The following is a 22,968-nucleotide window of genomic DNA, read 5'->3' on the forward strand; positions in this document are numbered from 1 at the left end:
TCCGGCGGCCGCAACCGCGTGCTGGAGGCGCAGCCGACCGCCGCGGACGCATGACATCGCCCTGACGCGACGTGAAGTCGCGCGGCGGCCGGCCAGGCCGGATGACCGCGCCGTGGACAGTCCTCCCGCGTTCGGCTAGCGTTACGTCTGCTGCACATGCGGCGCGGCGCCGGCCCGCGCAGGCCGCCGTGCGCGTTCCGGCCACCCCAGCTCCGACATGACCGCCCCGCTCCCTACCCGGCTGCCGCCGCTCCTGCGCAACGCGCTCCGCCCGCTGCTCGACCCGTACCGCCGCTACCGGCACGCGAAGCTGATCCATGCGGCACGCGTCTCGCTTGCGATTCTCGTGTCGATCGCGCTGTCCACCGGCCTGAACGTGCCGCACGGCGAATGGTCGACGATTACCGTGCTGATCGTCGTCGGCGGGCTGCAGCACCACGGCAACATCCGCAAGAAGGCGGCCGAGCGCGCGCTCGGCACGTCGATCGGCGCGCTCGCGGGGCTCGGGCTGATCCTGCTCTATTCGTTCTTGCACGCGCCGCTCGCGATCTACCTGCTGATGGCGCTCGCGTGCGGCTTCTGCGCGTATCACGCGATCGGCAAGGCCGGCTATATCGCGCTGCTGTCGGCAATCACGATGGTGATCGTCGCCGGGCACGGCGACAACGAGATCGTCGATGGCCTGTGGCGCGCGGTGAACGTGCTGACCGGCATCGCGATCGCGCTGGCGTTCTCGTTCGCGCTGCCGCTCTATGCGACCTACTCGTGGCGCTACAAGCTCGCCGACGCGCTGCGCGCGTGCGCGGCCGTGCATGCGCGGCTCGCGGGCGACCGCCACGTGAGCGACGACGCGCACCTGAAGGAAATGGCCGCGCTGAGCGCGCTGCTGGTGCAGTTGCGCTCGCTGATGCCGTCGGTGTCGAAGGAATGCGAGACGTCGATGACGCAGCTCGAGGCGATCCAGCGCAGCCTGCGCCTGTGCATCGGCTATCTGGAGATCCTGTCGAGCGCGGTGCCGGCCCGCGACGACGTCGCGGCGCGCGAATACATGCGCGTCGACATGAAGGCCGTGAACCGGCGCATCCGCGACACGCTGGTCGGCGCGAGCCGCGCGCTCAAGTTCGGCACGCCGAGCCGGCTCGCGCCGCGCCGCCGGCCGGCCGACCCGCCGCACGACGCACCGCCGCCGCAGCTGTCCGGCTACGTGTCGATCACGGCCAAACTGGCCGGGGAAGTCGACCAGTTGCGCGAGAAGCTGCTCGATACCGCGCAGTCGTGGAATATCTGAGGCTCGCGGGAATCCGGGCTTCGCGCACCAATTTTTCATTTGCCTTTCTTTGCAGCAAACCGGCATCCTGACGGGGACAGCCCCGCCCTTCGACCGATCCGGCCCCGGAAACACGGCGCTCGGCCGGGCGCGTCGATGCCTGTTTCTGCCGCGATTTCGCCCCGGCTTGCACGGTGTTCTCCGCCCGGTTAACCGCCCGTCAGGCCCGCCGCGACAGGCCCGACGACGGTTCCGCACCAAAATCAACCCTTGCCCCAACCTCCCGGACAGCCGATACTCGCATATTCCGCGAAATACGATCCCACCGGCTTCAATCCACGGTTATTCCTATGAGCACGATTCTCGAAAGCCTCCCGACCGGCCAGAAGGTCGGTATCGCCTTCTCCGGCGGCCTGGACACCAGCGCAGCGCTGCACTGGATGAAACTCAAGGGCGCCGTCCCGTACGCATACACGGCGAACCTCGGCCAGCCCGACGAAGACGATTACGACGCGATCCCGAAACGCGCGATCGAATACGGCGCAGCCGGCGCCCGCCTGATCGACTGCCGCGCGCAGCTCGTCGCCGAAGGCATCGCAGCGCTGCAAAGCGGCGCGTTCCACATCACGACGGCCGGCGTCACGTACTTCAATACCACGCCGATCGGCCGCGCCGTGACGGGCACGATGCTCGTCGCCGCGATGAAGGAAGACGGCGTCAACATCTGGGGCGACGGCAGCACGTACAAGGGCAACGACATCGAGCGCTTCTACCGCTACGGCCTGCTCGTGAACCCGGATCTGAAGATCTACAAGCCGTGGCTCGACCAGACGTTCATCGACGAGCTCGGCGGCCGTGCCGAAATGTCCGAATTCATGAACCAGGCCGGTTTCGCGTACAAGATGTCGGCCGAGAAGGCCTACTCGACCGATTCGAACCTGCTCGGCGCGACGCACGAAGCGAAGGATCTGGAAAGCCTCGAAAGCGGCATCAAGATCGTGAACCCGATCATGGGCGTCGCGTTCTGGCGCGACGACGTGAAGATCGCCGCAGAAGAAGTGACGGTGCGCTTCGAAGCCGGCCAGCCGGTCGCGCTGAATGGCGTCGAGTTCAGCGACCCGGTCGAGCTGCTGCTCGAAGCGAACCGCATCGGCGGCCGCCACGGCCTCGGCATGAGCGACCAGATCGAGAACCGCATCATCGAGGCGAAGAGCCGCGGCATCTATGAAGCCCCGGGCCTCGCGCTGCTGTACATCGCGTACGAGCGTCTCGTCACCGGCATCCACAACGAAGACACGATCGAGCAGTACCGCGAGAACGGCCGCCGCCTCGGTCGCCTGCTGTACCAGGGCCGCTGGTTCGACCCGCAGGCGATCATGCTGCGTGAAACCGCGCAGCGCTGGGTTGCGCGTGCGATCACCGGCGAAGTGAAGATCGAACTGCGCCGCGGCAACGACTACTCGATCCTGAGCACGAAGTCGCCGAACCTCACGTACCAGCCGGAACGCCTGTCGATGGAGAAGGTTGCCTCGACGTTCTCGCCGCGCGACCGAATCGGCCAGCTGACCATGCGCAACCTCGACATCACCGATACGCGCGACAAGCTGCGCGTGTATTCGCAAGTCGGCCTGCTGACGCCGGGTGAAACGTCGGCGCTGCCGCAGATCAAGGGCGACGACAAGTAAGTCGCTTCGCTCGACGCCGTGCCGCATCGTCGAATGCGGCACGGCCGGGCAGGCTGCGTGCGTTGTGCATCACCACGCGCGCAGTCTGCCGCTTCTTCTCTCCCCCGCCTTTCCGCCTTTCCGCCTTTCCGCCTTTCCGCCTTTCCGCCTTTCCGCCTTTCCGCCTTTCCGCCTTTCCCGCTTCCGCCAATCGCATCGCCCCGCGTGACGGACCAACGGTACTGCACGGCCGCGCCAGTCATGGCAAGCTGCGAGTCTTCCGATTCCCGCGCCGACTCATGACCGCCCTTACCGTCATCCACCTGAACGGCCCCATCAACAGCGGCAAGACGACGATCGGTCTCGCGCTCGCCCGCGTGCTGCCCGATGCGCGCTTCATCGACGGCGACGATCACGATGCGCCCGACGACGCACCGTTCGACGTGCAGTGGGCCATCGCGCTCGAACGTCTCGTCACGCAGATCGCCAACGCTCGCGAGCGTCATCTGGTCATCGCCTATCCGATCGGCGAAACCGAGTTCGAGCGGCTGCGCGCCGCCTGCGATGCGCGTGATGCGCGATTGTTCGTCGTGACGCTCGCGCCGCCCGAAGCGGTCGCCTCGTCGAATCGCGGCTCGCGTGCGCTGACGGACTGGGAGCGCCAACGTGTTGCCGACATGTATCGCGAAGGGTATGCGTCGCGTGCGTTCAGCGATTGCCTGATCGATACGTCGACCGCATCGGCGGGACGCGTGCGCGAACGACATTGCGCGACGCGTCGCGGCGACCGGCGCCTAGCGGTACGCGTGGCCGCGTGAAGCACGCCCCGCGTGCGTTGCACGACTGCCGTCGACGAACCCTTGTGCGGTCGAACACCGCCCAGCCACCGACCTTCAACCCGACGCCTTCCCCTGAACGGAGCCCCGATGTCGATTGACTACCTGATCTACGAAGACACGATTCGTCGACCCGACACGAAACCGGTATTCGACGCGATCGTCGCGCAGATCGAGGCCGGCACCGCGCGGGTTCGCAAGCTGAGCCGCGCTGAAGGCTTCAAGGTCGACGGACAGGGTGTGCTCGGCGAGGCCGTGCTCGAATATTTCCTGGCCCGCCAGAACGCCGAGGGCTTCGACGCCGATGCCGCGCAGGCCTTCACCGACAAGATGCGCAAGCTGCTCGGCTGGACGTCGATCAGCTACACGCTGACGTCGAGCTGGTACGAGCCGACCGTGCGCGATCCGTTTCTCCACGACGAAGCGGGCGGCGGCTGGCTCTCCGTGCAGCGTTGGGTCTTGAAACCGGACGCCGATCTCGCCCGCGTGAATCCGGCATGGCTGCGTTTCGCGTGCTGGATCGCGGTGGGCTTCATGAAGTACGGGATGAGCTTCGACTCGGTCAATGCGAACGCGATCTTCGACCAGGTGACCGCGCTCGGCTCCGACCTGCCCGCGCGCCTGAAGGCGCACGGCTCCGGCCAGTTGCCGGCCGATCTCGTGCGGCACCGGGACGATACGGTTTCCTGCGTCGCGAACGACGCATTCGGCACGATCAGGATCACGCTGAAGGACGATGCGGAAAACAGCTACCGCACGGCGCTGACGCTGCTGTGCCGGCTGCTCGAAGCGGATTTCCCGCGCTCGTACGCCATCGAGTTCCGCAGCCCGGCCAGCCAATACCTGCCGGTCAAGGGGCTGCCGAAGAAAGGCGTTCACGCGTTGTTCGCGAGTGCGGCCGGCCATCCTGCGCTGTGGCCGCTGATCGAGCACTATGCGCGATCGGCGATGCGCGAATACGAGTGGTACACCAACTTCGACGGCGAAGACGCGGCGATGCCCGGCACGTTCGCCGTGTTCGCGCTCGCGCTGGCCGACGATCGCTACCTGCCGCTCGCGCTCGACTATCTGCATCGGTGCGACGGCGAACACCAGTCGATCCAGGCGAAATTCCTGCACGCATACATCGCCGCGCACGGATTCACGCCGAACGCGATCGCGCTGCTGGTGGCGTGCGCGGACAACATCCAGCACCTCGAACCGATCAAGGCTTACGCGTCGGCGATCGCCAACCACGACAGCCTCGCCGCACTCGCCGATGCGCGCGGAGCGGCCTCGCAGCAAGCGCCTTCGGCGATCGGCCAGCTGAAGGCCAGCCTCGACGGCGATCGCCGCGTGTCTGAACATGTGTGGAAGGCGGTCGTGCATGCGATCTGGGGCGAAGCCGCGAACCGTCATCCCGACAAGCTGATTGCCGGCGCACCGGACGAACTCCGGGCGTTGTACGAGGCGGTGCTGGCATAGCGCGCCGTTCTGGCGATCTCATGGCGATAATCGCCAGAATATCGGCACTCGCTCATATGACTGGCGAGCCGCCACGCCGACCAATCGCCATCAAACCGAAGTCACGCAACCGCCTCGGACACGTCGACAACCCGCGTATCGAGCCGGTCCGGCCCGGGCCATCTCGCTGCGAGGCCCGTAACCAGCCCCGCCTGCCCGCGAGCGGCCGCATCGAACCGCTCCGCGATCCAGTCGTCGAACGCTGCCTGCATGCCGGCCCGCGCACACGAGTGTAGCCGCATCCGCGGAGCCCGCACGCAGTTGCCTCGTTCGACACGCTACACCAACGAAGCGCATCGTCAATGATGGTGCTGCACGCCCGACACGACCTGCCCGCGTGCCCCCTTGCGGCTCAGCATCAGCGTGACAACTGCCGACACCGCGAGCGTGCCCGCCACCACATAGAGCCCCGCGGCATACCCGCCCGTCACGTGCTTCAGCCAGCCGATCGCGAACGGCCCGACGAACCCGCCGAGATTGCCGATCGAGTTGATCATCGCGATGCCCGCTGCCGCGCCGGCGCCCGACAGGAATGCGCTCGGCATCGCCCACAGCGGCGCCTTCGCCGCGCTGATCCCGATGTTGACGACGACCAGCGCGAGCACGGTCAGCAGCGCGGTGCTCGCCTGCCCCGCGAACACGAAGCCGATGCATGCAAGCACGCACGGAATCACGACGTGCCACGTACGCTCGCCGGTACGATCCGAATGCCGCGCCCACCCGATCATCGCGACGACGGCCGCGATGCTCGGGATCCCGGTGAGCAAGCCCGTCTGCAGCGCCGTGAAGCCGAACTGCTTGACCATCAGCGGCGCCCACAGGCCGAGCGTGTACAGCCCCGCCGACGTACCGAAGTAGATCAGCGCAAGCGCCAGCACGCGTGGATCGCGCAGCGCCTGCCACGCGCCGGCCGTATGCCCGGCATGCGTGTGGCGCGCATCGGCTTCGGCTTTCAGCTTCGCGATCAGCCAGTCGCGCTCGTCCGCGCGCAGCCACGCGGCCTGCGACGGCGAATCGATCAGGCACTTGAGCACGACGAAGCCGAGCACGACCGCCGGCAGCGCTTCGATGACGTACAGCATCTGCCAGTCCGCGAGCCCGAACATCGGTGGCATCTGCATGATCGCGCCCGACAGCGGCGAACCGATTGCGGTCGAGATCGGCGCGGCCGCCATGAACCACGCGGCCGCCACCGCACGCTGCTTCGCGGGAAACCACAGGCTCAGGTACAGGATGATGCCGGGGAAGAATCCGGCTTCGGCCATGCCGAGCAGGAAGCGCAGCACGTAGAAGCTCGCCGGCCCGGCCGCGAATGCGGACACGGCCGACACGATGCCCCACGTGATCATCACGCGCGCGATCCAGATGCGCGCGCCGACGCGATGAAGAATCAGGTTGGACGGCACTTCGAACAGGAAGTAGCCGATGAAGAACAGGCCGCCGCCGAACCCGAACGCGGTCGGCGACAGGCCGATCGCCTTGTTCATCGTCATCGCGGCGAAGCCGACGTTGACGCGATCGAGAAAGCTGACGAAGTAAAGCAGCATCACGAACGGAATGATGCGCCACATCAGTTTCCGCGCGACGCGGGTTTCCAGATCCGCTTGCATGTGTCTCCTCCTTCGAGGTCGAGCCGTGCTCTGTCTGTGAATGCTCGCCGGCGCCACCGCGAAGCGGGCGGGCCGACGCCCGGCTCGCGTCGGATGCGCGAGTCTCGGGGCAGGAAAATCCGGGGGATGATGAACGGGCGACGGCCGGTTACCGGTTGCGCAAGCGCGCCGCCGCTAGCCGCTACGTCGCGGCCGGCATGCCCATTGCCGCCCTCGTCATCAGGCTGCGACCGCCGCGTTAGCGACGCGCTCGCAGACGGCCGCAGTCACCTGCGCAGTCGTCGCACTGCCGCCGAGATCGCGCGTGTGCAGCGACGGGTCGGCCGTCACCGCCTCGATCGCCTGCATCACGCGCGCGGCGGCTTCCGTTTCGCCAAGGTGCTCGAGCAGCATCGCGACCGACCAGAACGTGCCGACCGGATTCGCGAGCCCCTTGCCCATGATGTCGAACGCAGAACCGTGGATCGGTTCGAACATCGACGGATAGCGGCGCTCGGGATCGATGTTGCCGGTCGGCGCGATGCCGAGGCTGCCGGCGAGCGCGGCGGCGAGATCGCTGAGGATGTCCGCATGCAGGTTGGTCGCGACGATCGTGTCGAGCGACGCCGGCCGGTTGACCATGCGCGCGGTCGCCGCATCGACGAGTTCCTTGTCCCACGTCACGTCGGGGAATTCCTGCGCGACCTGCTTCGCGATCTCGTCCCACATCACCATCGCGTGCCGCTGCGCGTTGCTCTTCGTGATCACGGTCAACAGCTTGCGCGGACGCGACTGTGCGAGCCGGAACGCGAAACGCATGATGCGTTCGACGCCGGCGCGCGTGAGGATCGATACGTCGGTCGCAACCTCGATCGGATGGCCCTGGTGCACGCGGCCGCCGACGCCCGCGTATTCGCCTTCGGAATTCTCGCGGACGATCACCCAGTTCAGGTCGTCGGGCCCGCAGCGCTTCAGCGGCGCGTCGATGCCGGGCAGGATGCGCGTCGGGCGCACGTTCGCATACTGGTCGAAGCCCTGGCAGATCTTCAGGCGCAGCCCCCACAGCGTCACGTGATCGGGTACGTCGGGGTCGCCGGCCGAGCCGAACAGGATCGCGTCCTTGCCGCGCAATGCGTCGAGACCATCGGCCGGCATCATCGTGCCGTGCTGGCGGTAGTAATCGGCGCCCCAGTCGAAATCCTCGAACTCGAACCCAAAGCGGTCGCTGCCGCGGGCCAGCGCTTCCAGCACCTGCTTGCCGGCCGGCACCACTTCCTTGCCGATGCCGTCGCCGGGAATCGTTGCGATACGGTAGGTCTTCATGCGGACATCCTCGATTGATCGTAAGCGTGGATGCACTTTACCGAACCAGAAGTGCTGGAACCGGTGCTAAACTCAAAGCATCTTTAACTTTAATTCACGAATCCCGTCATGGCGGATACCGTCCAGCCGGCCGATCTCGGCTTCTTCTCGACGCTCGCCGCGTCGGGCAGCCTGAGCGCGGCCGCGCGCGAACTCGGGTTGACCGCGGCGGCCGTCAGCAAGCGGCTCACGCAGATGGAGCGGCGCGCGGGCGTGACGCTCGTGAACCGCACGACGCGGCGAATGATGCTGACGCCGGAAGGTGACGTGTATCTCGACTACGCGCGCCGGATCCTCGACCAGATGGACGAACTCGGCGAACTGCTCGGCAGCGCGAAGCAGCGCCCGAAGGGGCTGCTGCGCGTGAACGCGACGCTCGGTTTCGGGCGCAACCAAGTCGGCCCCGCGATCTCGCGCTTCGTCGCGCGTTATCCGGAGGTGTCGGTGCAACTGCAGTTGTCGGTGATGCCGCCGCCGCTCACCGACGACGCGTTCGACGTGTGCATCCGCTTCGGCGAGCCGCCCGATACGCGCGTCGTCGCGCGGCGGCTCGCGCCGAACCGCCGGCTGCTGTGCGCGGCGCCCGCGTATCTCGCCCAGCACGGCACCCCCGTCACGCCGCACGACCTGACGCGGCACAACTGCATCGGCATCCGGCAGGGGGACGAAGGTTACGGCGTCTGGCGCCTGACGAGCGGGCGCGGCACGGCACGCCACACGGAAGCCGTGCGGATCAACGGCAACCTGACGACGAACGACGGCGAGATCGCCGTGAAATGGGCGCTCGACGGGCACGGGATCCTGATGCGCGCGGAATGGGACCTGCGCGACTATCTCGCCGACGGCCGCCTGGTCGTCGTGCTGCCCGACCACGAGACGCCAAGCGCCGATATCTATGCGGTGTATGCGCAGCGGCACCAGATGTCCACGCGCATTCGGGCGTTCGTCGATTTTCTGGCGGGTGAGCTCGGGCGGTAATCGGGACGCAGGAAACGACGCACGTCGATTCGAGAGAGACAAACGTGCGGCTCGGTCAAAAGAGCCAATATTTCAGCTATTTCGTCAAAAAATCGCCAGAATATTGACACTTTCATATGAGCCGGCATCCCCTGGATTCACGCGCGGCCGGCGCCGTCCGCTCCGCCACGGCAACCCGGCAGGATCATCGATCTGCTTCCGCAATATCGTCGGTCAAGAGAGCGCACCCACGACGATTGCGAACCGTTGCCCGCGCCCGACTCGACACTTGCTGATCAAGCTGCGGCCATCTGGGCGTCCACCTGATCAACCCTGTCCGCGGCGCCCACCATCGGCCGCCACACTCGTGCGGTGAGCATGCCCGCCTGCTCACTCACCGCCGCATCGAACCGCTCCGCGATCCAGTCGACGAACGCGCGCACGCCGGGCGACACATGCGGGCGCTTCACGTAGACGGCCGACACCGCGATCGCGTCGGGATGCCACCGCGACAACACTTCCCGCAGTTGCCCCGCGTCGATCAGCGGCTGCGCGGCGACGCGCGGCGGCTGGATCAGCCCGAGGCCGTGCACGCCGCACGCCAGATACGCCTGCTCGTCGTCCACGCTGACGATCCCGTCGAGCCGCACCTTGCGCACCGCGCCATCGACGAGGCATTCGAGTTCGGCCGTGCGCTGTCCCGGAATGGACGACGCGCTGACCGCGCGATGCGCGGCCAGATCGTCGAGCGTGCGCGGCACGCCGTAGCGGTCGAGATAGGCGGGGCTCGCGCAGGTCACGCGCTCGAGCATGCCGAGCCGGCGCGCGACGAGCGACGAGTCGGGCAGTTCGCCGAGCCGCACGCTGCAATCGATCGCGTCGCCGGCGCGATCGGCCGCGCGGCCGGACACGCCCAACGTCAGCACCAGGTCGGGATACCGTGCATGAAACTCGCCGAGCGCCGGCAGCACGATCGCATCCGCGACCGCCGGCGGCAGCTCGACGCGCAGCGGCCCGCTCGGATGCAGCGCGGCGCCACGAATGCTGGCTTCAAGCTCGTCGACGTCCGCCGTGATGCGCACGCAGCGCCGGTAGTACGCGTCGCCTTCGGGCGTCGCCCGCAGCGCGCGCGTCGTACGCACCAGCAAAGGCATGCCGAGCGCCGTTTCGAGCTCCTGCACGGTCCGCGTCGCGGTGGCGCGCGAAATGCCGAGCGCCTGCGCGGCACGCGTAAAGCTGTTCATTTCGACGATGCGCGTGAAGATGCGCATCGCGCGGATCGGATTGTCCACCGGACACCCCTGCATGTTTGCCGCATGCCGCGGCGCGCGCTTGCGCACCGTGCATGCGTATCGAGGAACGCCGCGCCGCCGGCGCGGCAGACGGTTCAGCCGTTCGCCGCCGCGGCGCCGCGCGCCGGTTCGTCGAGCAGCCGCCGCGCCAGCGCGAGCGCATCGTCGCGGTTTTCGGTCGCGCTCAGCGGATAGCCCCATACCTTCTCGAATGCGCCCGAGAAGGCGTTGAGCGCCACGCGCCGCGACGCGTCCGGCTCGATCGCGATCATCGCGGGAATCCATTCGCGCGACTGCGCGCGGTTGGCCTTGCTCCACTTCGCGAGCTGCTTGCGCAACTCGTGATCGTCCGCGCCGCGATCGTCGCCGGACGGCGCATCGTCGGTCAGAAGCACGAACGGCTCGCGACGCGCCAGCAATGCGTCGAGTTCGGCGATCAGACGGGCGGGATCGGTGTGCGTCGAGCCGCTGTAACGCAACCAGACAAACGGGAATTCGGTCGTGATGATCTGCATGTTGACCTCCAGATGAGAACGATTCTCATTTTATGGATCGAGGCCCATCGCGTCATTTATCGTCCCGGCCAACCGCTTGCTCAATCCGGCCAATCGCGCACCAAGGGCGGCGCGACCTTCAACGTCAGCGTTGCCGGTCGGTCAGGAATTGCGTCGGCGACTTGCCGGTCGCCTTGCGGAACATCGTCACGAAGCTGCTCGCGCTCTCGTAGCCGAGGTCGATCGCGATCTGGTGTACGCGGCGGCCGGTCGTCAGCATCCGCAGCGACAGCGCGACGTGCAGCCGCCGGCGCCAGTCGCCGAGGCTCATCCCGAGCTCCTTCGCCGCGAGCCGCGTCAGGCTGCGCTCGCTGATGCCCGCGCGGCGCGCGAGTTCGGGCAGCGGCGACTTGTCGGCCGGATCGTCGAGCAGATGGTCGATCAGCTTGCGCAGCCGGCGATCGTCCGGCATCGGCAGGTACAGATCCTCGACCGGCGCCGCGACGAGTTCGTCGAGCAGCGTCGCCATCAGCCGCCCCTGCGGCCCGTCGACGTCGTACAGGTTCGGAAAGCTCGCCGCCTTCAGCAGCAGTTCGCGCAGCAGCGGCGACACCGACAGCGTGCAGCAGCGCGCCGGCAGGTCGAGCGCGGCGTCCGGTTCGACCAGCACCGCGTAGAACGTCGCGCCGGCCGAGCCGCGCGCCGCATGCGGAACATCGCCCGGAATCCACACCGTGCATTGCGGCGGCGCGCTCCACACGCCGCCGTCGATCTCGCAGTAGATGACGCCGCTCAGCGTGTAAAGGAGTTGCGCCTGCGGATGGCTGTGCCGCTCCAGCCGCCATTCGGGCTCGACGACCGAGCCGCCGAACACGACGAGCGGGCGCGGCACATGGAAGATGTCGTCATCCGCTGCGGGATCGGTGGTCGGTGGAAGCTTGCGCATGAAACGGTGGACGTTGGAGGAAGCCGGACGCGCTGCCCGCGCGTCCTGTCGTGCTTATACCAGAAAGGCGCCGGCGCGGCCCTGCCGTCGGGCGGGTGCCCGCGCTCCGTCAGCAGCCGCACGCCGAAGCGCATACAATGCCCCGATCCCCCCGCTGCGCCCACCTGCCGGAGCCGCCATGTTCGACCTGACCACGCTGACCACCTTCACGGCCGTCGTCCTGGGCCTGTTCCTGATTCCCGGCCCCGCCGTGCTGCTGGTGTTGAGCCGCACCGTGCAGGGCGGCCGCAAGACCGGCATCCTGACCGGCCTCGGCGTCGCGAGCGGCGACTTCGTGCATACGCTGTTCGCGGCCGTCGGCCTGTCGGCGCTGCTGATGACGTCGGCGCTCGCGTTCAACGTCGTGAAGGTGGTCGGCGCCGCCTACCTGATCTATCTCGGCGTGCGTGCGCTGCTGGAGAAGCCGTCCGATCCGTCGCTGCCGAGCGTAGCGCCCGTCACGCCGCTCAAGGCATACCTGCAGGCGATTCCCGCCGAAGTGCTGAATCCGAAGACCGCGCTGTTCTTCCTCGCGTTCATGCCGCAGTTCGTGCATCCGGAACGCGGCTCGACGTTCGTGCAGTTCGCGGTGCTCGGGTTGATCTTCGTCGTGCTCAGTTCGCTCTACACGACGCTGATCGCGTGCTCGATCCGCCCGCTCGGCCGCCTCGTGAAGCGGCTCACGTGGCTCACGCGCTGGCAGGGGAAGATCATCGGCTCGATCTTCATCGCGCTCGGGCTGCGCGTGGCCGTGCAGCAGCGCTGACACGCGCGGCCGCATGACGTCTCCGTGGCGCCTGCCGGCGAAGCCCTCTACACCGACCCGCGCCGCCAATCACCGCGAAACATCGGGCCTGGACAAGCACCAACGGCCGCAAAACAGCGAACGCCAGAACGCATGAGCGATCGGTCAGGACCGCCGACGATGGAGCGAGTCGATGAGCACGTCCATATCGAGAATTGCCGATAATCTCTTCCAGGCCGAGCACCTCATGCTCGCCAGCGAAGACCCGGACGCTGTCGTACGCGGCTGTGCCGAAGCGCTTCGCCCGCACCAGCTCGTTCTGAGGCGTCGGCATGGACGGATTGCCGCGCGTCTTCATCACCTGCCAATGGGGCCGTTATCGCTCAGCCGGTTACTTTACGGTGGCGATGTCACGATCGTGCCGGCCATGCCGGAAGAAGACACGTTCATCGTTTCGATCCCGCTGGGCGGGAAAGCCAGCTTCTCTTATGGTTCGTCGATGGCCCCCTTATCCAGGGGGTGCGGCACGATCGTCGGACCGTACCACGACTTCAAGCTTGATATCGGCGCGAGTTTTGACCAGCTCATGCTGCGTCTGGATCGACGGCGAGTCGAGTCGGTCTGCGCGAGCATGCTGGGGAAGACCACCTTCGAGCCCGTGCATTTCAATCTTTCACTAGTCGAGCTGCCCACGCCCTGGCTGACGCTCATTGAAACCGCCGTGGGCCTGACCGCACTCGACAACGCGCACGCTCACCCGCGGCTTTTCGTTCAGATCGAAGAGCTGTTGATCGAAACGCTCCTTCTGGCACAACCCCACAATTTCAGCGCGTCGATCAACGCGAATCAACAGCGGGCGCCTGCTGCACAAATCCGGCGGGCCATGACATACATGCTCGAGCGCCTTGGCGACCCCGTCAGACTCAGCGAAGTCGCCCGCGCATGCAACGTCAGCCTGCGCAGCATGCAACTGGGCTTCCAGCGAGATCTTGGCGTGACGCCAGCCCAGTGGCTGCGCACCCAGCGCCTCGAACGTGCGTACGAATCGCTTGCTTTTGCCGCACCGGGCGGCACGTCCGTGACGGATGTCGCGCTCCAGTGCGGCTTCACCCATCTCGGCGAGTTCTCGACGAGCTTCAAGCGTCGCTACGGAAAAAAACCCTCCGAAGTCCTGAACAAATAGGCGAGACCGGGCACCTGTTCCTGCCCTCCTCCTTCTGAACGCAGCTGCGTCCCGCGTTGCACGCCACCCATTCGGCCTGACCCCATGTCCTCACCTGCGCCTGCCCTGTGCCGCTCCCGGTTCAACGGGGCGATGCGTCCGGTCGCCTCCATCACGTTGCTGCGAATTGCGCGATTCCGATAGCAAGTCTTCGCGTTTCCGATAGTTCACGGATTTCCGGCCACCTACCCTGTCTTCAGAAATTGCGCACCTGGCTGTTTCGGCCAACCACCGCTGAAACGGCACCGCAATCCTCCTGAATCGTGGTGCGCTGAAGCAATCACATGCTTCGGCGCCATCACGAGCGAATTCAACGTGATGGGGACAAAGGCAATGAAACTCGATATCGAGACACTGGGAGACCACGGCGACCGGGTCGTGATGGTTCACGGCAGCCTGAACGACGGGCGCGCGGCCTTTTCGGAACAGCGTTCGCTGGCCGAGCGAGTCAGGCTGGTCATCGTGAATCGACGCGGATACGGCAACAATCCGCCGATCATCTGCGTCGATCCCGAAGCGGACGCCCTGGATATCGTCGAACTGCTGGAAGACGGCGCGCATCTGGTCGGCACATCGATGGGCGGCGTCATTTCAGCGCGTGCGGCGGCGCTCGCGCCGGATCGTGTTCGTTCACTCACACTCATCGAACCACCGGCATTCCCCAACGCAGCGGGCCATCCGGTCGTGGCCGAAGCATCGCTGGCGATGCAAAGGCACTGGGCCACCTCGTCGACGGCAACCGCCACCACCTTCCTCGACGGCTTTGCCGCCGCGCTGCAGATGCCGTTGCAACTGCCCTCGCCGCTTCCGCCGGGGCTTGCTGCGGCAACGACCAACCTGAAGACCGAGACACCGTGGGCAACCTACGTTCCGCTCGCGCAGCTCAAGCGCGCCCGGTTTCCGAAGCTGATCGTCTCGGGGCAGTGCAGCCCGGTGTTCGAAGCGATCTGCGACACGCTGGCTGCAGAGCTGAGTGCACAACGAGCAGTCTTCCCCGGCTCGACGCACGCAGTACAGCGGATCGGCAAACCTTTCAACGATGTGCTCGAACAGTTCTGGCAAAGCGCTGCGCGTGCACCCGCCTGAAGCCACCCCCAAGGAGAATCAACATGACGTTATCGGCAGAAACCAAACTTGAAGTCCAGGAAGCCGTCGCGCGTGCCTATCAGGCGCTCGACGGTCGCAACGCGCGTGCTTGGGCCGAGTCCTTCACCCAGGACGGCAAGTTCGAAGCGATCTATGGCGCGTTCCACGGGCGTGCGGAAATCGAAGCATTCATTCAGAGCCATATCGACAAGGGAGCGGAGAACGGCGCGATGCATACCGTGACCAACTTCGTTGTGGAAGGCAGCAACGATGCGCCGGTGATTCATGGATACGTCGTGAAGTTCGGCATGGATCGGCGCCCCGTCGAGATCCTCGGCTGCGCAAAGCTGATCGGCCGGATGACACGGCAAGCCGGACAGTGGAGGTTCGAGCACCTGACGTTGGCCATCACGCTTACGGCGCCTTCGCCCGCGATGCCGACCGAGTAGGCCGTCGCGCATGTCGGATGGGTTGCTCCACGCATGCCGCCTTGTGTCGGACATCGCTGGAGCAACAACGCGCCTCTGCCGGCATTCGCTCACGTCGGTACACGGCGGCGCAAGCCTCCCGGCAATGACGTTGGCCTGCTTTCGATAGCGTCAGGCGCAAGCGGTGCGCACGATCGCACAAGGGCGACGCGCTCGCGTTGCGGGTCAATCGTCTTCTCGATACACCGCGCCTTGGCTTCCTGCCATGACTGAAACCGACATTCGCGTAGACGTCGTCACCACGGGTGGAAATCGATAGGTATCGCTTCGTCGTAGCAAGGACTTCCGCAGCAGATCAATCGCTCAGGAAATCCACCTCATCATCATGATTAGGATTACGTATTCATATTCACGAACAAATTAACCCCATATCGACATAGCAAGTCGCAATGCTATTGCGAACCGAACAAAAGCAACAACAGGACAAGTGAGACAGGATGGAACAGCGTAAAGTCATTTCGCTAGCCGTGGCATTATCGGCCGGCGTCGCGAATGTCTGTGTCGCCAGCACCGGAATTTATACGACCGGCTATGGCACCCGTGAGCAAGGGATGGGCGGCGTCGGCATCGCGACCGGAGAGTCGGCGCTGGCACCGGCAGAGAACCCGGCCGGCATCGCGTTTTCCGGCGATCGGGTGGAGATCGGCGGCGGATTGTTCGCGATCCACGGCGGCGCACAAGTCAACGGAGCGACATACGACACGAGAACGGGCATCGTGCCGATGCCCGAATTCGGCTATGTCAAGTCGCTGTCTCCGTCGCTCGTGTTCGGGGTGGCATCCTGGGCATCGGGTGCATTGATGAGTTACCGAACACCCTACGGCGGCATCCCGGGAAATTCGAACACGTTTGCGCAGGGCGTCTTCGTACACGTCGCGCCCACCGTCGCGTATCGCTTCGGCGCGGCACGAAACCACGCGATTGCGTTGTCCGTGGTCGGCGCACTGTCGACCATCGACGTCGAAGGTGTCGAGGCGCAGACCGGGCTACCGAACCAGGGGCGCAACTGGACGCCGGGCTACGGCTTCAAGATCGGGTGGATGAGCCAGATCACGTCTCAGCTGTCGATGGGGGCGTTCTACTCATCGAAGATCCGCTACACGCCCTGGCACAAATACCGCGCGATCTTCCCTGACGGGGGCCGGTTCGCCGAACCGGAACAATACGGCATCGGCATCGCCTTCCGTCCGACGCCGAAGTGGCTGATCGGGTTCGACTGGATTCGCTTCAACTACGGCGGCACGCGTGTACTCGGCAATCCGGTCACCTTCTCCGCGCCGCTCGGTGCAGCGAACGGCCCGGGGTTCGGCCTGACCAATATCAACGCTTACCGCGTCGGCGTGCAATACGACGTGACTGACAAGCTCACGTTGCGGGGAGGCTTCGAGATCACGAACCAGCTCGTGACACCGGCGAATACGGCATTTACGTTCCTCGTTCCCATCACGCTCAAGCGCACCTACACGGTTGGCGCGACGTATCGGATGAACAAGCAGTCGGAGCTGTCATTCGCGTATGCCATCTCGCCGCGTGTGCAGGTGAATGGAACCGGTCTGAGTGCGGGGACCAACCCGTTTTTGCAAAACAATTACGTTGCGCTCACGTACACAAGGAAATTTTGACGGCAGACGATGCTGAAAAAACGAATGCATGAACATTGCACGGCGAGCGAGCCGTTGCATTGTTCATCGAGTGCGCGATGTGACCGGTGGAATCCGTGCGTGCGAACCAATCGACCAAGGACACTGCAGCGGACACGGGGGATGCCACGTGCCTCCGATCCTGCCAGCTGCGGCAGCGTAACCCGACGGCGCTTCGCCATCGGCCTGAATGCGCTGGTCAGATCGTTCCCAGGTCTGCCAGATACTGGTTCAAATTGAGCGTCGCCCGATCGCCATTGATCACGAGGCGGTCGACCAGCGAGCAAAGCACCTTGAATTCGGCCGATGTGACGCCCTCGAACAGTACGTTATTGATGTCCTGTTGCCGGCGAGCCAGCCCCCGAAGCAGCGCTGAACCGGCGGACGTGATCGTCAACAGCGTTCGCCGCCTGTCCTCCGGACGGCGCTGTTTGTCGACCAGCCCGTATTTCTTGAGCTTGTCGGTTTCGACCGTGACGTACCCGACACTGAGGTGCAACTGGTCCGCCAGACGATCTACCGTCACCGCGTCATCCGACGAAAGATGCGCAATCGAGATCAGCAACGAGTACTGGATGCCCGTCAGCCCAATCAATGACCCGAAACCGTCGCGCACCGACTGCAACCGCACCGCGAACGGCAACAGCCCGTTGACCAGGCACCGAAATGCCGCATCCGTCCCGTCAACCAGACACGCTCCGGTGGTGATGGACAGAATGCGCTCGTCGTTCAAGTTCGCCATGGCAGTCACTCCTTGATGGCACATCATTTAGCTTTGTTGAATAGGTATAGATCAAATCTTTTTTGATAACCAGTGTCATTTTTGGAGACTGCCAGGCCAAGCGATGTCTTCCGTCGTGCCTGCAGATCGCCCCATTCAAGCAAAGAGACGCCAACCGCTTGCGCGATCGTGTTGAACCGACGAGAAATCCGTCGGCAGAGCCACCGCGAACGAGACCGGCGCCACGATTCGTTGTGGCCACCGGGTCGCGCAAGCACGGTGCCCCGCGCAAAGGTCATCGCGACCTGCCGCGCGTGATGGTGTCTTCGCGGAGAACGCGTCAGCCCGCGACAGGCAGCGTATCCACCGCATACGCGTGCCGGATCGTGCGGCCCAGCACCGGATCCTCCAGCTCGACCTCGAACCGCTCGGCCGGCCGAATACCGCCGATCGCCGCAAGCGTGCCGCACAGCATCGCGGTGCCGTCGACGAAACGGCCGTCGTGACGTGCGAACTGCGCGAGCAGGTCGTCCGGTGCGCGCATCGCGGTCACCTTGCCTTCCTGGTACAGCACGCGCTCGCCGTCGATCGTCGCGTACGCGCGCAGCACGAGCTGATCCCAGTGCCCGGCCACGTCGTCGAACTTCCACAGCGTGTTCGCGCACGGCTTGCCGCACATCTGCTTCGACACCGTGATCCCGTAGGTCTCGACTTCACGATCGGTGTGGTCGGACGCGATGCCGACGAAAGTCTCGCCGCCGTCGCGCACCAGCACGAACTCGGCTTCGCCGCTGCTCTGCCCGCCCGATACCTGGATCGCGGGCGCCGGATCGAGACGATCGGCCGCGACGCGGTAAAACACCGGCGTCGTCGCCGGACGCTTGACGCCGAGTTCCTCCAGCTCGCGGATGTGCTTCTCCATGGCGACCGTGTCGCGGCCCGTCCAGCCTGCGATCACGAGCGTGTCGATCGCGATCGCGCGCTCGGTGCGGCCGTCGCGACCGTCGATCGCGAACGTGATGGTTTTCATCGAATACTCCTCGTGGCGGGCAGCGCACGCGGGATGCGCCGCCGCCCGCCGTATGTCATGGATCGGCCGCGCTTACGCCGGGTCGTAGTAGTGGATCTCGAGCAGCACGCAGCCGCCATTCGACTTGAACGGGCCGTGCCATGCGCCGGGCGGACGCACCGCGTACGTGTAGCCGTTGAACGGCGTGCCGCCGTTGCCGTGCTCGTCGTTGCCGACGGTCAGGTCGCCCTCGACGAGAAACACCTCTTCCCAGTAGTCGTGGACGAACGGCTTCTTCGTATGCAGTCCGGCCGGCAGGCGCAGCAGGCGCGTGCGGCTGCCGCGCTTGCGCTCGGTGTCGAGCGCGCCGGACAGGATCAGTTCCTGCGCACCGGACGCCGGGTCATAACCTTCCGGCAGCCGCCAGTCGCGCTGCATGTCCAGCGTATGGAATTCGTCGTGAAGCTTGTTGATGGCCATCTGTCTCTCCTGTTGCGATAGCGGGTAAGTCGGGCGCGATGCGACGCATCAGGCGGCGCGCGGCGTCGACAGTTCCTGGTTCAGCGAATAGCTGCCGAGCATCGAATCGACCAGATGCGACGCGCGCTGCCAGTCGTACGTGCGATACGCGTGCCCTTTCGTGACGAACGACGCGCCGGCATAGAACAGTTCGTACTGGTTGTGGCGCGACGCGAATTCGGAGCCGACCGCGTCCCACGCGAGCTTGAAGAACTTCACGCGCTCCTCGGACGAGCACACCGGCGACTTCTGCGTCTTCTCGATGATGCGCAGCAGGTCGGGGTTCTCGAAGTCGCGCACGCTGGACGGCAGCATGATCATTCCGCCGCCGGCGAGCTCGCGCAGCGTGTTGAGCACCTTCGAATAGAGCTGCTGCGTGACGACCTGCGAGCCGTACAGCATGTTGCGGTCGGGCACGTAGAAGCCGTTGACGACGGTGCCCTTCGCTTCCATCCCGTAGACCCACGCCTCGACCATCGACGCTTCGGCCGCGAGCTGGCCCAGCGTTTCGCGCACCTGCGGGAACGCATTCGTGCCGTTGACCTCGGAGATCTTCAGGCCGAGCCCGACGAGGAAGCGCAGCTTCGTCATCAGCCGCACCTGGCACTGGTAGTTCTGGTACACGTGCGCGGGCGTCGCGTGGAACTGTTTCGCGCACATCGCCGGGTTGCCGGCGACGAAGATCCGTTCCCACGGCACCTTCACGTCGTCGAAATACAGCACCGCGTCGTTTTCGTCGAAGCGGCTCGACAGCGGGTTGTCGAACACCGACGTCGCGTTTTCCTCGTACGACTTGCGCGACAGGATCTTCATGCCCTTTGCGTTCATCGGCACCGCGAACGACAGCGCGTACATCTCATCGCCTTCGCGCAGCGGCTGGATGCAGCTGCAGAACACTTCGTTCGCCATGATCCCGCTCGTCGCGAGCATCTTCGCGCCGCGCACCGTGATGCCTTCGGCATCCTGATCGACGATGCCGACCGCGAGGTACTTGTCCTCCTGCTCGTGCGCGGCCTTCGACTGGTTCGCCTGCGGATTCACGATCACGTAAGTCAGGAACAGGTCGTTGTCGCGTGCATAGCGGTAGTAGTCGCGCAGCGCGCCCGCGCGCGCCGGATCGTATTGCTCGAACACGTCGGCGCCCATGTACATACCGGAAAGGCAGGACGCGACGTGGTCAGGCGAGCGGCCCATGAAGCCGTAATGCAGCTCCGACCACGCTTCCATCGCGGCACGGCGTTCGACGAGTTCGTCGTAGGACGTCGGCAGTTGCCAGATCCGGCTGACGCGGTTGCCCGTGTCGGGTGACACTAACGTCATCTTCTCGACGTTCTCGTCGCGCGCCTGGTAGTCGTACAAGCTTGCGTAGCTGCGGATCGAATTGCGGAATGCCGCGTGCGCGGTCACGTCGCCGACCGGCTGGCCGTTCAGGTAGACCTGCCGCCCGTCGCGCAGCGACGCAATGTGCTGAGTCCCGTTCTTGATCATGATGTCCTCCTGGGTGGAATGAAGCGTGGATTGCATTCAGGCAGACGGCGCGTGCACGCCGTCGAGCGTGCGGTAACGGCCGCCGAAGAAGATCAGCGGGCGCCCTTCCGAGCGCGCGCAATGCCGCGTCACGCGGCCGACGAAGATCACGTGATCGCCGCCGTCGTACTGCGCATAGGGCTCGCATTCGAACGTCGCGAGCGCGTCGGGCAGCAGCACCGCGCCGTCGTCATCGGCCGCGTCGGCCCGCCAGCCCCACTTGTCGCCGTTCGCTTTCGCGAAGCAGTTCGACAGGTGCTGCTGCGTCTCGTCGAGCACGTTGACCGCATAGCCGCCCGCACCGGCCAGGTCGCCGAGGCTCAGGCTGCGACGGTCGACCGAGAACAGGATCAGCGGCGGATCCAGCGACACCGAATTGAATGACGCGACCGTGATGCCGATCGGCATCCCCTCTTTGCGCGGGGCGGTAATCACCGCGACGCCCGTCGCGAACATCGACAGCGCGGTGCGAAAGCGCCGCTGCGCGTCGGCACCCGCACCGGTTCCGGCATGGTTCTCGCTCATCTCGTCCTCCTTGGGTTGCATCGCCGGATTCCGCTGCGGAATCCGGCCCAACAAAGCACCGTGATTTAGCTTTGTTATTTAGCTTTTATTAAATGTAAACACAAAGGCGGGTTCAAGTTGTCGTAAACCCTGACCTTGAAAGCTTTGTTTAAAAGACAACCCTACTGGCGTGATGGATGTTGCGCGGCGCACGCGAATGTCCACGTACACTGCGGCTACCCTGTGCCGCGGGGCTTTCATGCCCCGCGGGAGACACCGCTTTCCGGAGCCGCTTCGATGCAATCCCGTCCGATCTACATGGACTACAGCGCGACGACGCCCGTCGATCCGCGCGTGGTCGACAAAATGGTGCCGTTCCTGCACGAGCAGTTCGGCAATCCGGCTTCACGCAGCCACAGCTACGGCTGGGATGCCGAGCAGGCCGTCGAGGAAGCGCGCGCGCACGTCGCGGCGCTGCTCGGCGCCGATCCGCGCGAAATCGTGTGGACCTCCGGCGCGACCGAGGGCAACAACCTCGCGATCAAGGGCGCCGCGCACTTCTACCAGGGCAAGGGCAAGCACCTCGTCACGGTGAAGACCGAGCACAAGGCCGTGCTCGATACGTGCCGCGAACTCGAACGCCAGGGCTTCGACGTCACGTATCTCGACGTCCGGGAAGACGGCCTGCTCGATCTCGATACGGTGCAGCAGGCGCTGCGCGCCGACACGATCCTGGTGTCGGTGATGCTCGCGAACAATGAAACGGGCGTGATCCAGCCCGTCGCCGAAATCGGTGCGCTGTGCCGCGCGCGCGGCATCGTGTTCCACTGCGATGCCGTGCAGGCGGCCGGCAAGATTCCGGTCGACGTGAATGCGTTGAACGTCGACCTGCTGACGGTGACCGCGCACAAGGTCTACGGCCCGAAGGGCATCGGCGCGCTGTACGTGCGCCGCAAGCCGCGCGTGCGGATCGAAGCGCAGATGCACGGCGGCGGCCATGAGCGCGGGATGCGCTCGGGCACGCTGCCGACGCACCAGATCGTCGGGATGGGCGAAGCGTTCCGGCTCGCGAAGAAGGAGATGGGGGAAGAAAGCCGCCGCGTCGGCGCATTGCGCGACAGGTTGCTGGCAGGCCTGTCGACGCTCGACGAGGTTTACGTGAACGGCGATCTCGCTCGCCGGATTCCGCACAACCTGAACGTCAGCTTCAATTTCGTCGAAGGCGAATCGCTGATCATGGGAATCAAGGGCGTCGCGGTATCGTCAGGCTCCGCGTGCACGTCGGCGTCGCTGGAACCGTCGTACGTGCTGCGCGCACTGGGCCGCAGCGACGAGCTCGCGCACAGCTCGATCCGCTTCACGCTCGGCCGCTTCACGACCGAAGCCGAAGTGGACAGCGTGATCGCTCAGGTGCGCGACACGGTCGGCAAGCTGCGTGCGCTGAGCCCGCTGTGGGATATGCATCTCGAAGGGGTCGACCTCAATACGATCGAGTGGGCCGCGCACTGAGCACGGCCGATGCGTCAGGCCGCCCGGCGATCGCGGGCCGGCCTGCGGC

General features: G+C 65.5%; 20 protein-coding genes and 1 pseudogene. 11 read left to right on the forward strand and 10 right to left on the reverse strand.

Going from position 1 to position 22,968, the window contains the following annotated elements; translation table 11 throughout:
* Positions 1-217: 217 nt before the first annotated feature.
* The 4 genes and pseudogenes from G3N61_RS20020 (at position 218) to G3N61_RS20035 (ending at position 5,231) form a co-directional block, all read left to right on the forward strand.
* Positions 218-1,288 carry an FUSC family protein gene (locus G3N61_RS20020; RefSeq protein WP_205823397.1) on the forward strand — a complete coding sequence of 357 codons (1,071 nt, stop codon included), beginning with the start codon at positions 218-220 and terminating at the stop codon, positions 1,286-1,288.
* 329 nt (positions 1,289-1,617) lie between these two features.
* The gene (gene argG, locus G3N61_RS20025) at positions 1,618-2,952 is read left to right on the forward strand and encodes an argininosuccinate synthase (RefSeq protein ID WP_011355992.1); all 1,335 of its coding nucleotides are present in this window, start codon (positions 1,618-1,620) and stop codon (positions 2,950-2,952) included.
* A 278-nt stretch (positions 2,953-3,230) separates the two neighbouring features.
* Positions 3,231-3,729: pseudogene (locus G3N61_RS20030) on the forward strand (shikimate kinase).
* Between the two features lie 128 nt (positions 3,730-3,857).
* Positions 3,858-5,231 carry a DUF6138 family protein gene (locus tag G3N61_RS20035; RefSeq protein WP_205823398.1) on the forward strand — a complete coding sequence of 458 codons (1,374 nt, stop codon included), beginning with the start codon at positions 3,858-3,860 and terminating at the stop codon, positions 5,229-5,231.
* Positions 5,232-5,569: 338 nt separating this feature from the next.
* Here G3N61_RS20035 and G3N61_RS20040 read toward each other — a convergent pair whose 3' ends face one another.
* Together G3N61_RS20040 and G3N61_RS20045 are read right to left on the reverse strand one after the other, a co-directional pair.
* Complete coding sequence (locus tag G3N61_RS20040; protein ID WP_205823399.1) at positions 5,570-6,880, reverse strand: MFS transporter; 1,311 nt, start codon at positions 6,878-6,880, stop codon at positions 5,570-5,572.
* 219 nt (positions 6,881-7,099) lie between these two features.
* A complete protein-coding gene (locus G3N61_RS20045) occupies positions 7,100-8,182 on the reverse strand; it encodes a tartrate dehydrogenase (RefSeq protein ID WP_089453507.1) in 1,083 nt (360 codons plus the stop codon).
* A gap of 108 nt (positions 8,183-8,290) precedes the next feature.
* On the opposite strand from G3N61_RS20045, the gene G3N61_RS20050 reads away from it, so the two are divergent.
* Positions 8,291-9,199 carry a LysR substrate-binding domain-containing protein gene (locus G3N61_RS20050; protein ID WP_089453508.1) on the forward strand — a complete coding sequence of 303 codons (909 nt, stop codon included), beginning with the start codon at positions 8,291-8,293 and terminating at the stop codon, positions 9,197-9,199.
* Between the two features lie 275 nt (positions 9,200-9,474).
* Here the strand turns inward: G3N61_RS20050 and G3N61_RS20055 are convergent, their stop codons facing one another.
* The 3 genes from G3N61_RS20055 to G3N61_RS20065 all read right to left on the reverse strand — a co-directional run bounded on the left by G3N61_RS20055 (position 9,475) and on the right by G3N61_RS20065 (position 11,910).
* Positions 9,475-10,470, reverse strand: coding sequence for a LysR family transcriptional regulator (locus G3N61_RS20055; protein ID WP_089453575.1), 996 nt, complete (start codon positions 10,468-10,470; stop codon positions 9,475-9,477).
* Positions 10,471-10,565: 95 nt separating this feature from the next.
* Complete coding sequence (locus tag G3N61_RS20060; protein ID WP_089453509.1) at positions 10,566-10,985, reverse strand: ATP--cob(I)alamin adenosyltransferase; 420 nt, start codon at positions 10,983-10,985, stop codon at positions 10,566-10,568.
* Positions 10,986-11,109: 124 nt separating this feature from the next.
* Positions 11,110-11,910, reverse strand: a complete 801-nt coding sequence (locus tag G3N61_RS20065; RefSeq protein WP_089453510.1) for a helix-turn-helix transcriptional regulator — start codon at positions 11,908-11,910, stop codon at positions 11,110-11,112.
* A gap of 178 nt (positions 11,911-12,088) precedes the next feature.
* On the opposite strand from G3N61_RS20065, the gene G3N61_RS20070 reads away from it, so the two are divergent.
* From G3N61_RS20070 to G3N61_RS20090, 5 genes are all read left to right on the forward strand, one after another.
* Positions 12,089-12,715 carry a LysE family translocator gene (locus G3N61_RS20070; protein WP_043178086.1) on the forward strand — a complete coding sequence of 209 codons (627 nt, stop codon included), beginning with the start codon at positions 12,089-12,091 and terminating at the stop codon, positions 12,713-12,715.
* Between the two features lie 172 nt (positions 12,716-12,887).
* Positions 12,888-13,877 carry an AraC family transcriptional regulator gene (locus G3N61_RS20075; RefSeq protein ID WP_205823400.1) on the forward strand — a complete coding sequence of 330 codons (990 nt, stop codon included), beginning with the start codon at positions 12,888-12,890 and terminating at the stop codon, positions 13,875-13,877.
* A gap of 372 nt (positions 13,878-14,249) precedes the next feature.
* A complete protein-coding gene (locus G3N61_RS20080; protein WP_205823401.1) occupies positions 14,250-15,002 on the forward strand; it encodes an alpha/beta hydrolase in 753 nt (250 codons plus the stop codon).
* Between the two features lie 23 nt (positions 15,003-15,025).
* On the forward strand, positions 15,026-15,451 hold the full coding sequence (locus tag G3N61_RS20085) for a nuclear transport factor 2 family protein (protein WP_205823402.1): 426 nt from the start codon (positions 15,026-15,028) through the stop codon (positions 15,449-15,451).
* A gap of 476 nt (positions 15,452-15,927) precedes the next feature.
* Positions 15,928-17,112: an outer membrane protein transport protein gene (locus G3N61_RS20090; RefSeq protein WP_205823403.1), complete on the forward strand. Its 1,185-nt coding sequence runs from the start codon at positions 15,928-15,930 to the stop codon at positions 17,110-17,112.
* Positions 17,113-17,329: 217 nt separating this feature from the next.
* Here G3N61_RS20090 and G3N61_RS20095 read toward each other — a convergent pair whose 3' ends face one another.
* From G3N61_RS20095 to G3N61_RS20115, 5 genes are all read right to left on the reverse strand, one after another.
* The gene (locus G3N61_RS20095) at positions 17,330-17,872 is read right to left on the reverse strand and encodes a MarR family winged helix-turn-helix transcriptional regulator (protein WP_205823404.1); all 543 of its coding nucleotides are present in this window, start codon (positions 17,870-17,872) and stop codon (positions 17,330-17,332) included.
* Between the two features lie 319 nt (positions 17,873-18,191).
* A complete protein-coding gene (locus tag G3N61_RS20100; RefSeq protein ID WP_174958266.1) occupies positions 18,192-18,881 on the reverse strand; it encodes a DUF2848 domain-containing protein in 690 nt (229 codons plus the stop codon).
* Positions 18,882-18,953: 72 nt separating this feature from the next.
* Positions 18,954-19,340, reverse strand: coding sequence for a cupin (locus G3N61_RS20105; RefSeq protein WP_089453518.1), 387 nt, complete (start codon positions 19,338-19,340; stop codon positions 18,954-18,956).
* A gap of 48 nt (positions 19,341-19,388) precedes the next feature.
* Positions 19,389-20,867, reverse strand: a complete 1,479-nt coding sequence (locus G3N61_RS20110) for a 4-hydroxyphenylacetate 3-hydroxylase N-terminal domain-containing protein (protein WP_089453519.1) — start codon at positions 20,865-20,867, stop codon at positions 19,389-19,391.
* A gap of 36 nt (positions 20,868-20,903) precedes the next feature.
* Positions 20,904-21,452, reverse strand: coding sequence for a flavin reductase family protein (locus tag G3N61_RS20115; RefSeq protein ID WP_205823405.1), 549 nt, complete (start codon positions 21,450-21,452; stop codon positions 20,904-20,906).
* Positions 21,453-21,707: 255 nt separating this feature from the next.
* Here G3N61_RS20115 and G3N61_RS20120 point away from each other — a divergent pair, with 255 nt between their 5' ends.
* Positions 21,708-22,919 carry an IscS subfamily cysteine desulfurase gene (locus G3N61_RS20120; RefSeq protein ID WP_043178106.1) on the forward strand — a complete coding sequence of 404 codons (1,212 nt, stop codon included), beginning with the start codon at positions 21,708-21,710 and terminating at the stop codon, positions 22,917-22,919.
* The last annotated feature ends 49 nt before the right edge of the window (positions 22,920-22,968 follow it).

Source organism: Burkholderia sp. Ac-20349, from assembly GCF_017104865.1.
GTDB lineage: Bacteria > Pseudomonadota > Gammaproteobacteria > Burkholderiales > Burkholderiaceae > Burkholderia > Burkholderia aenigmatica.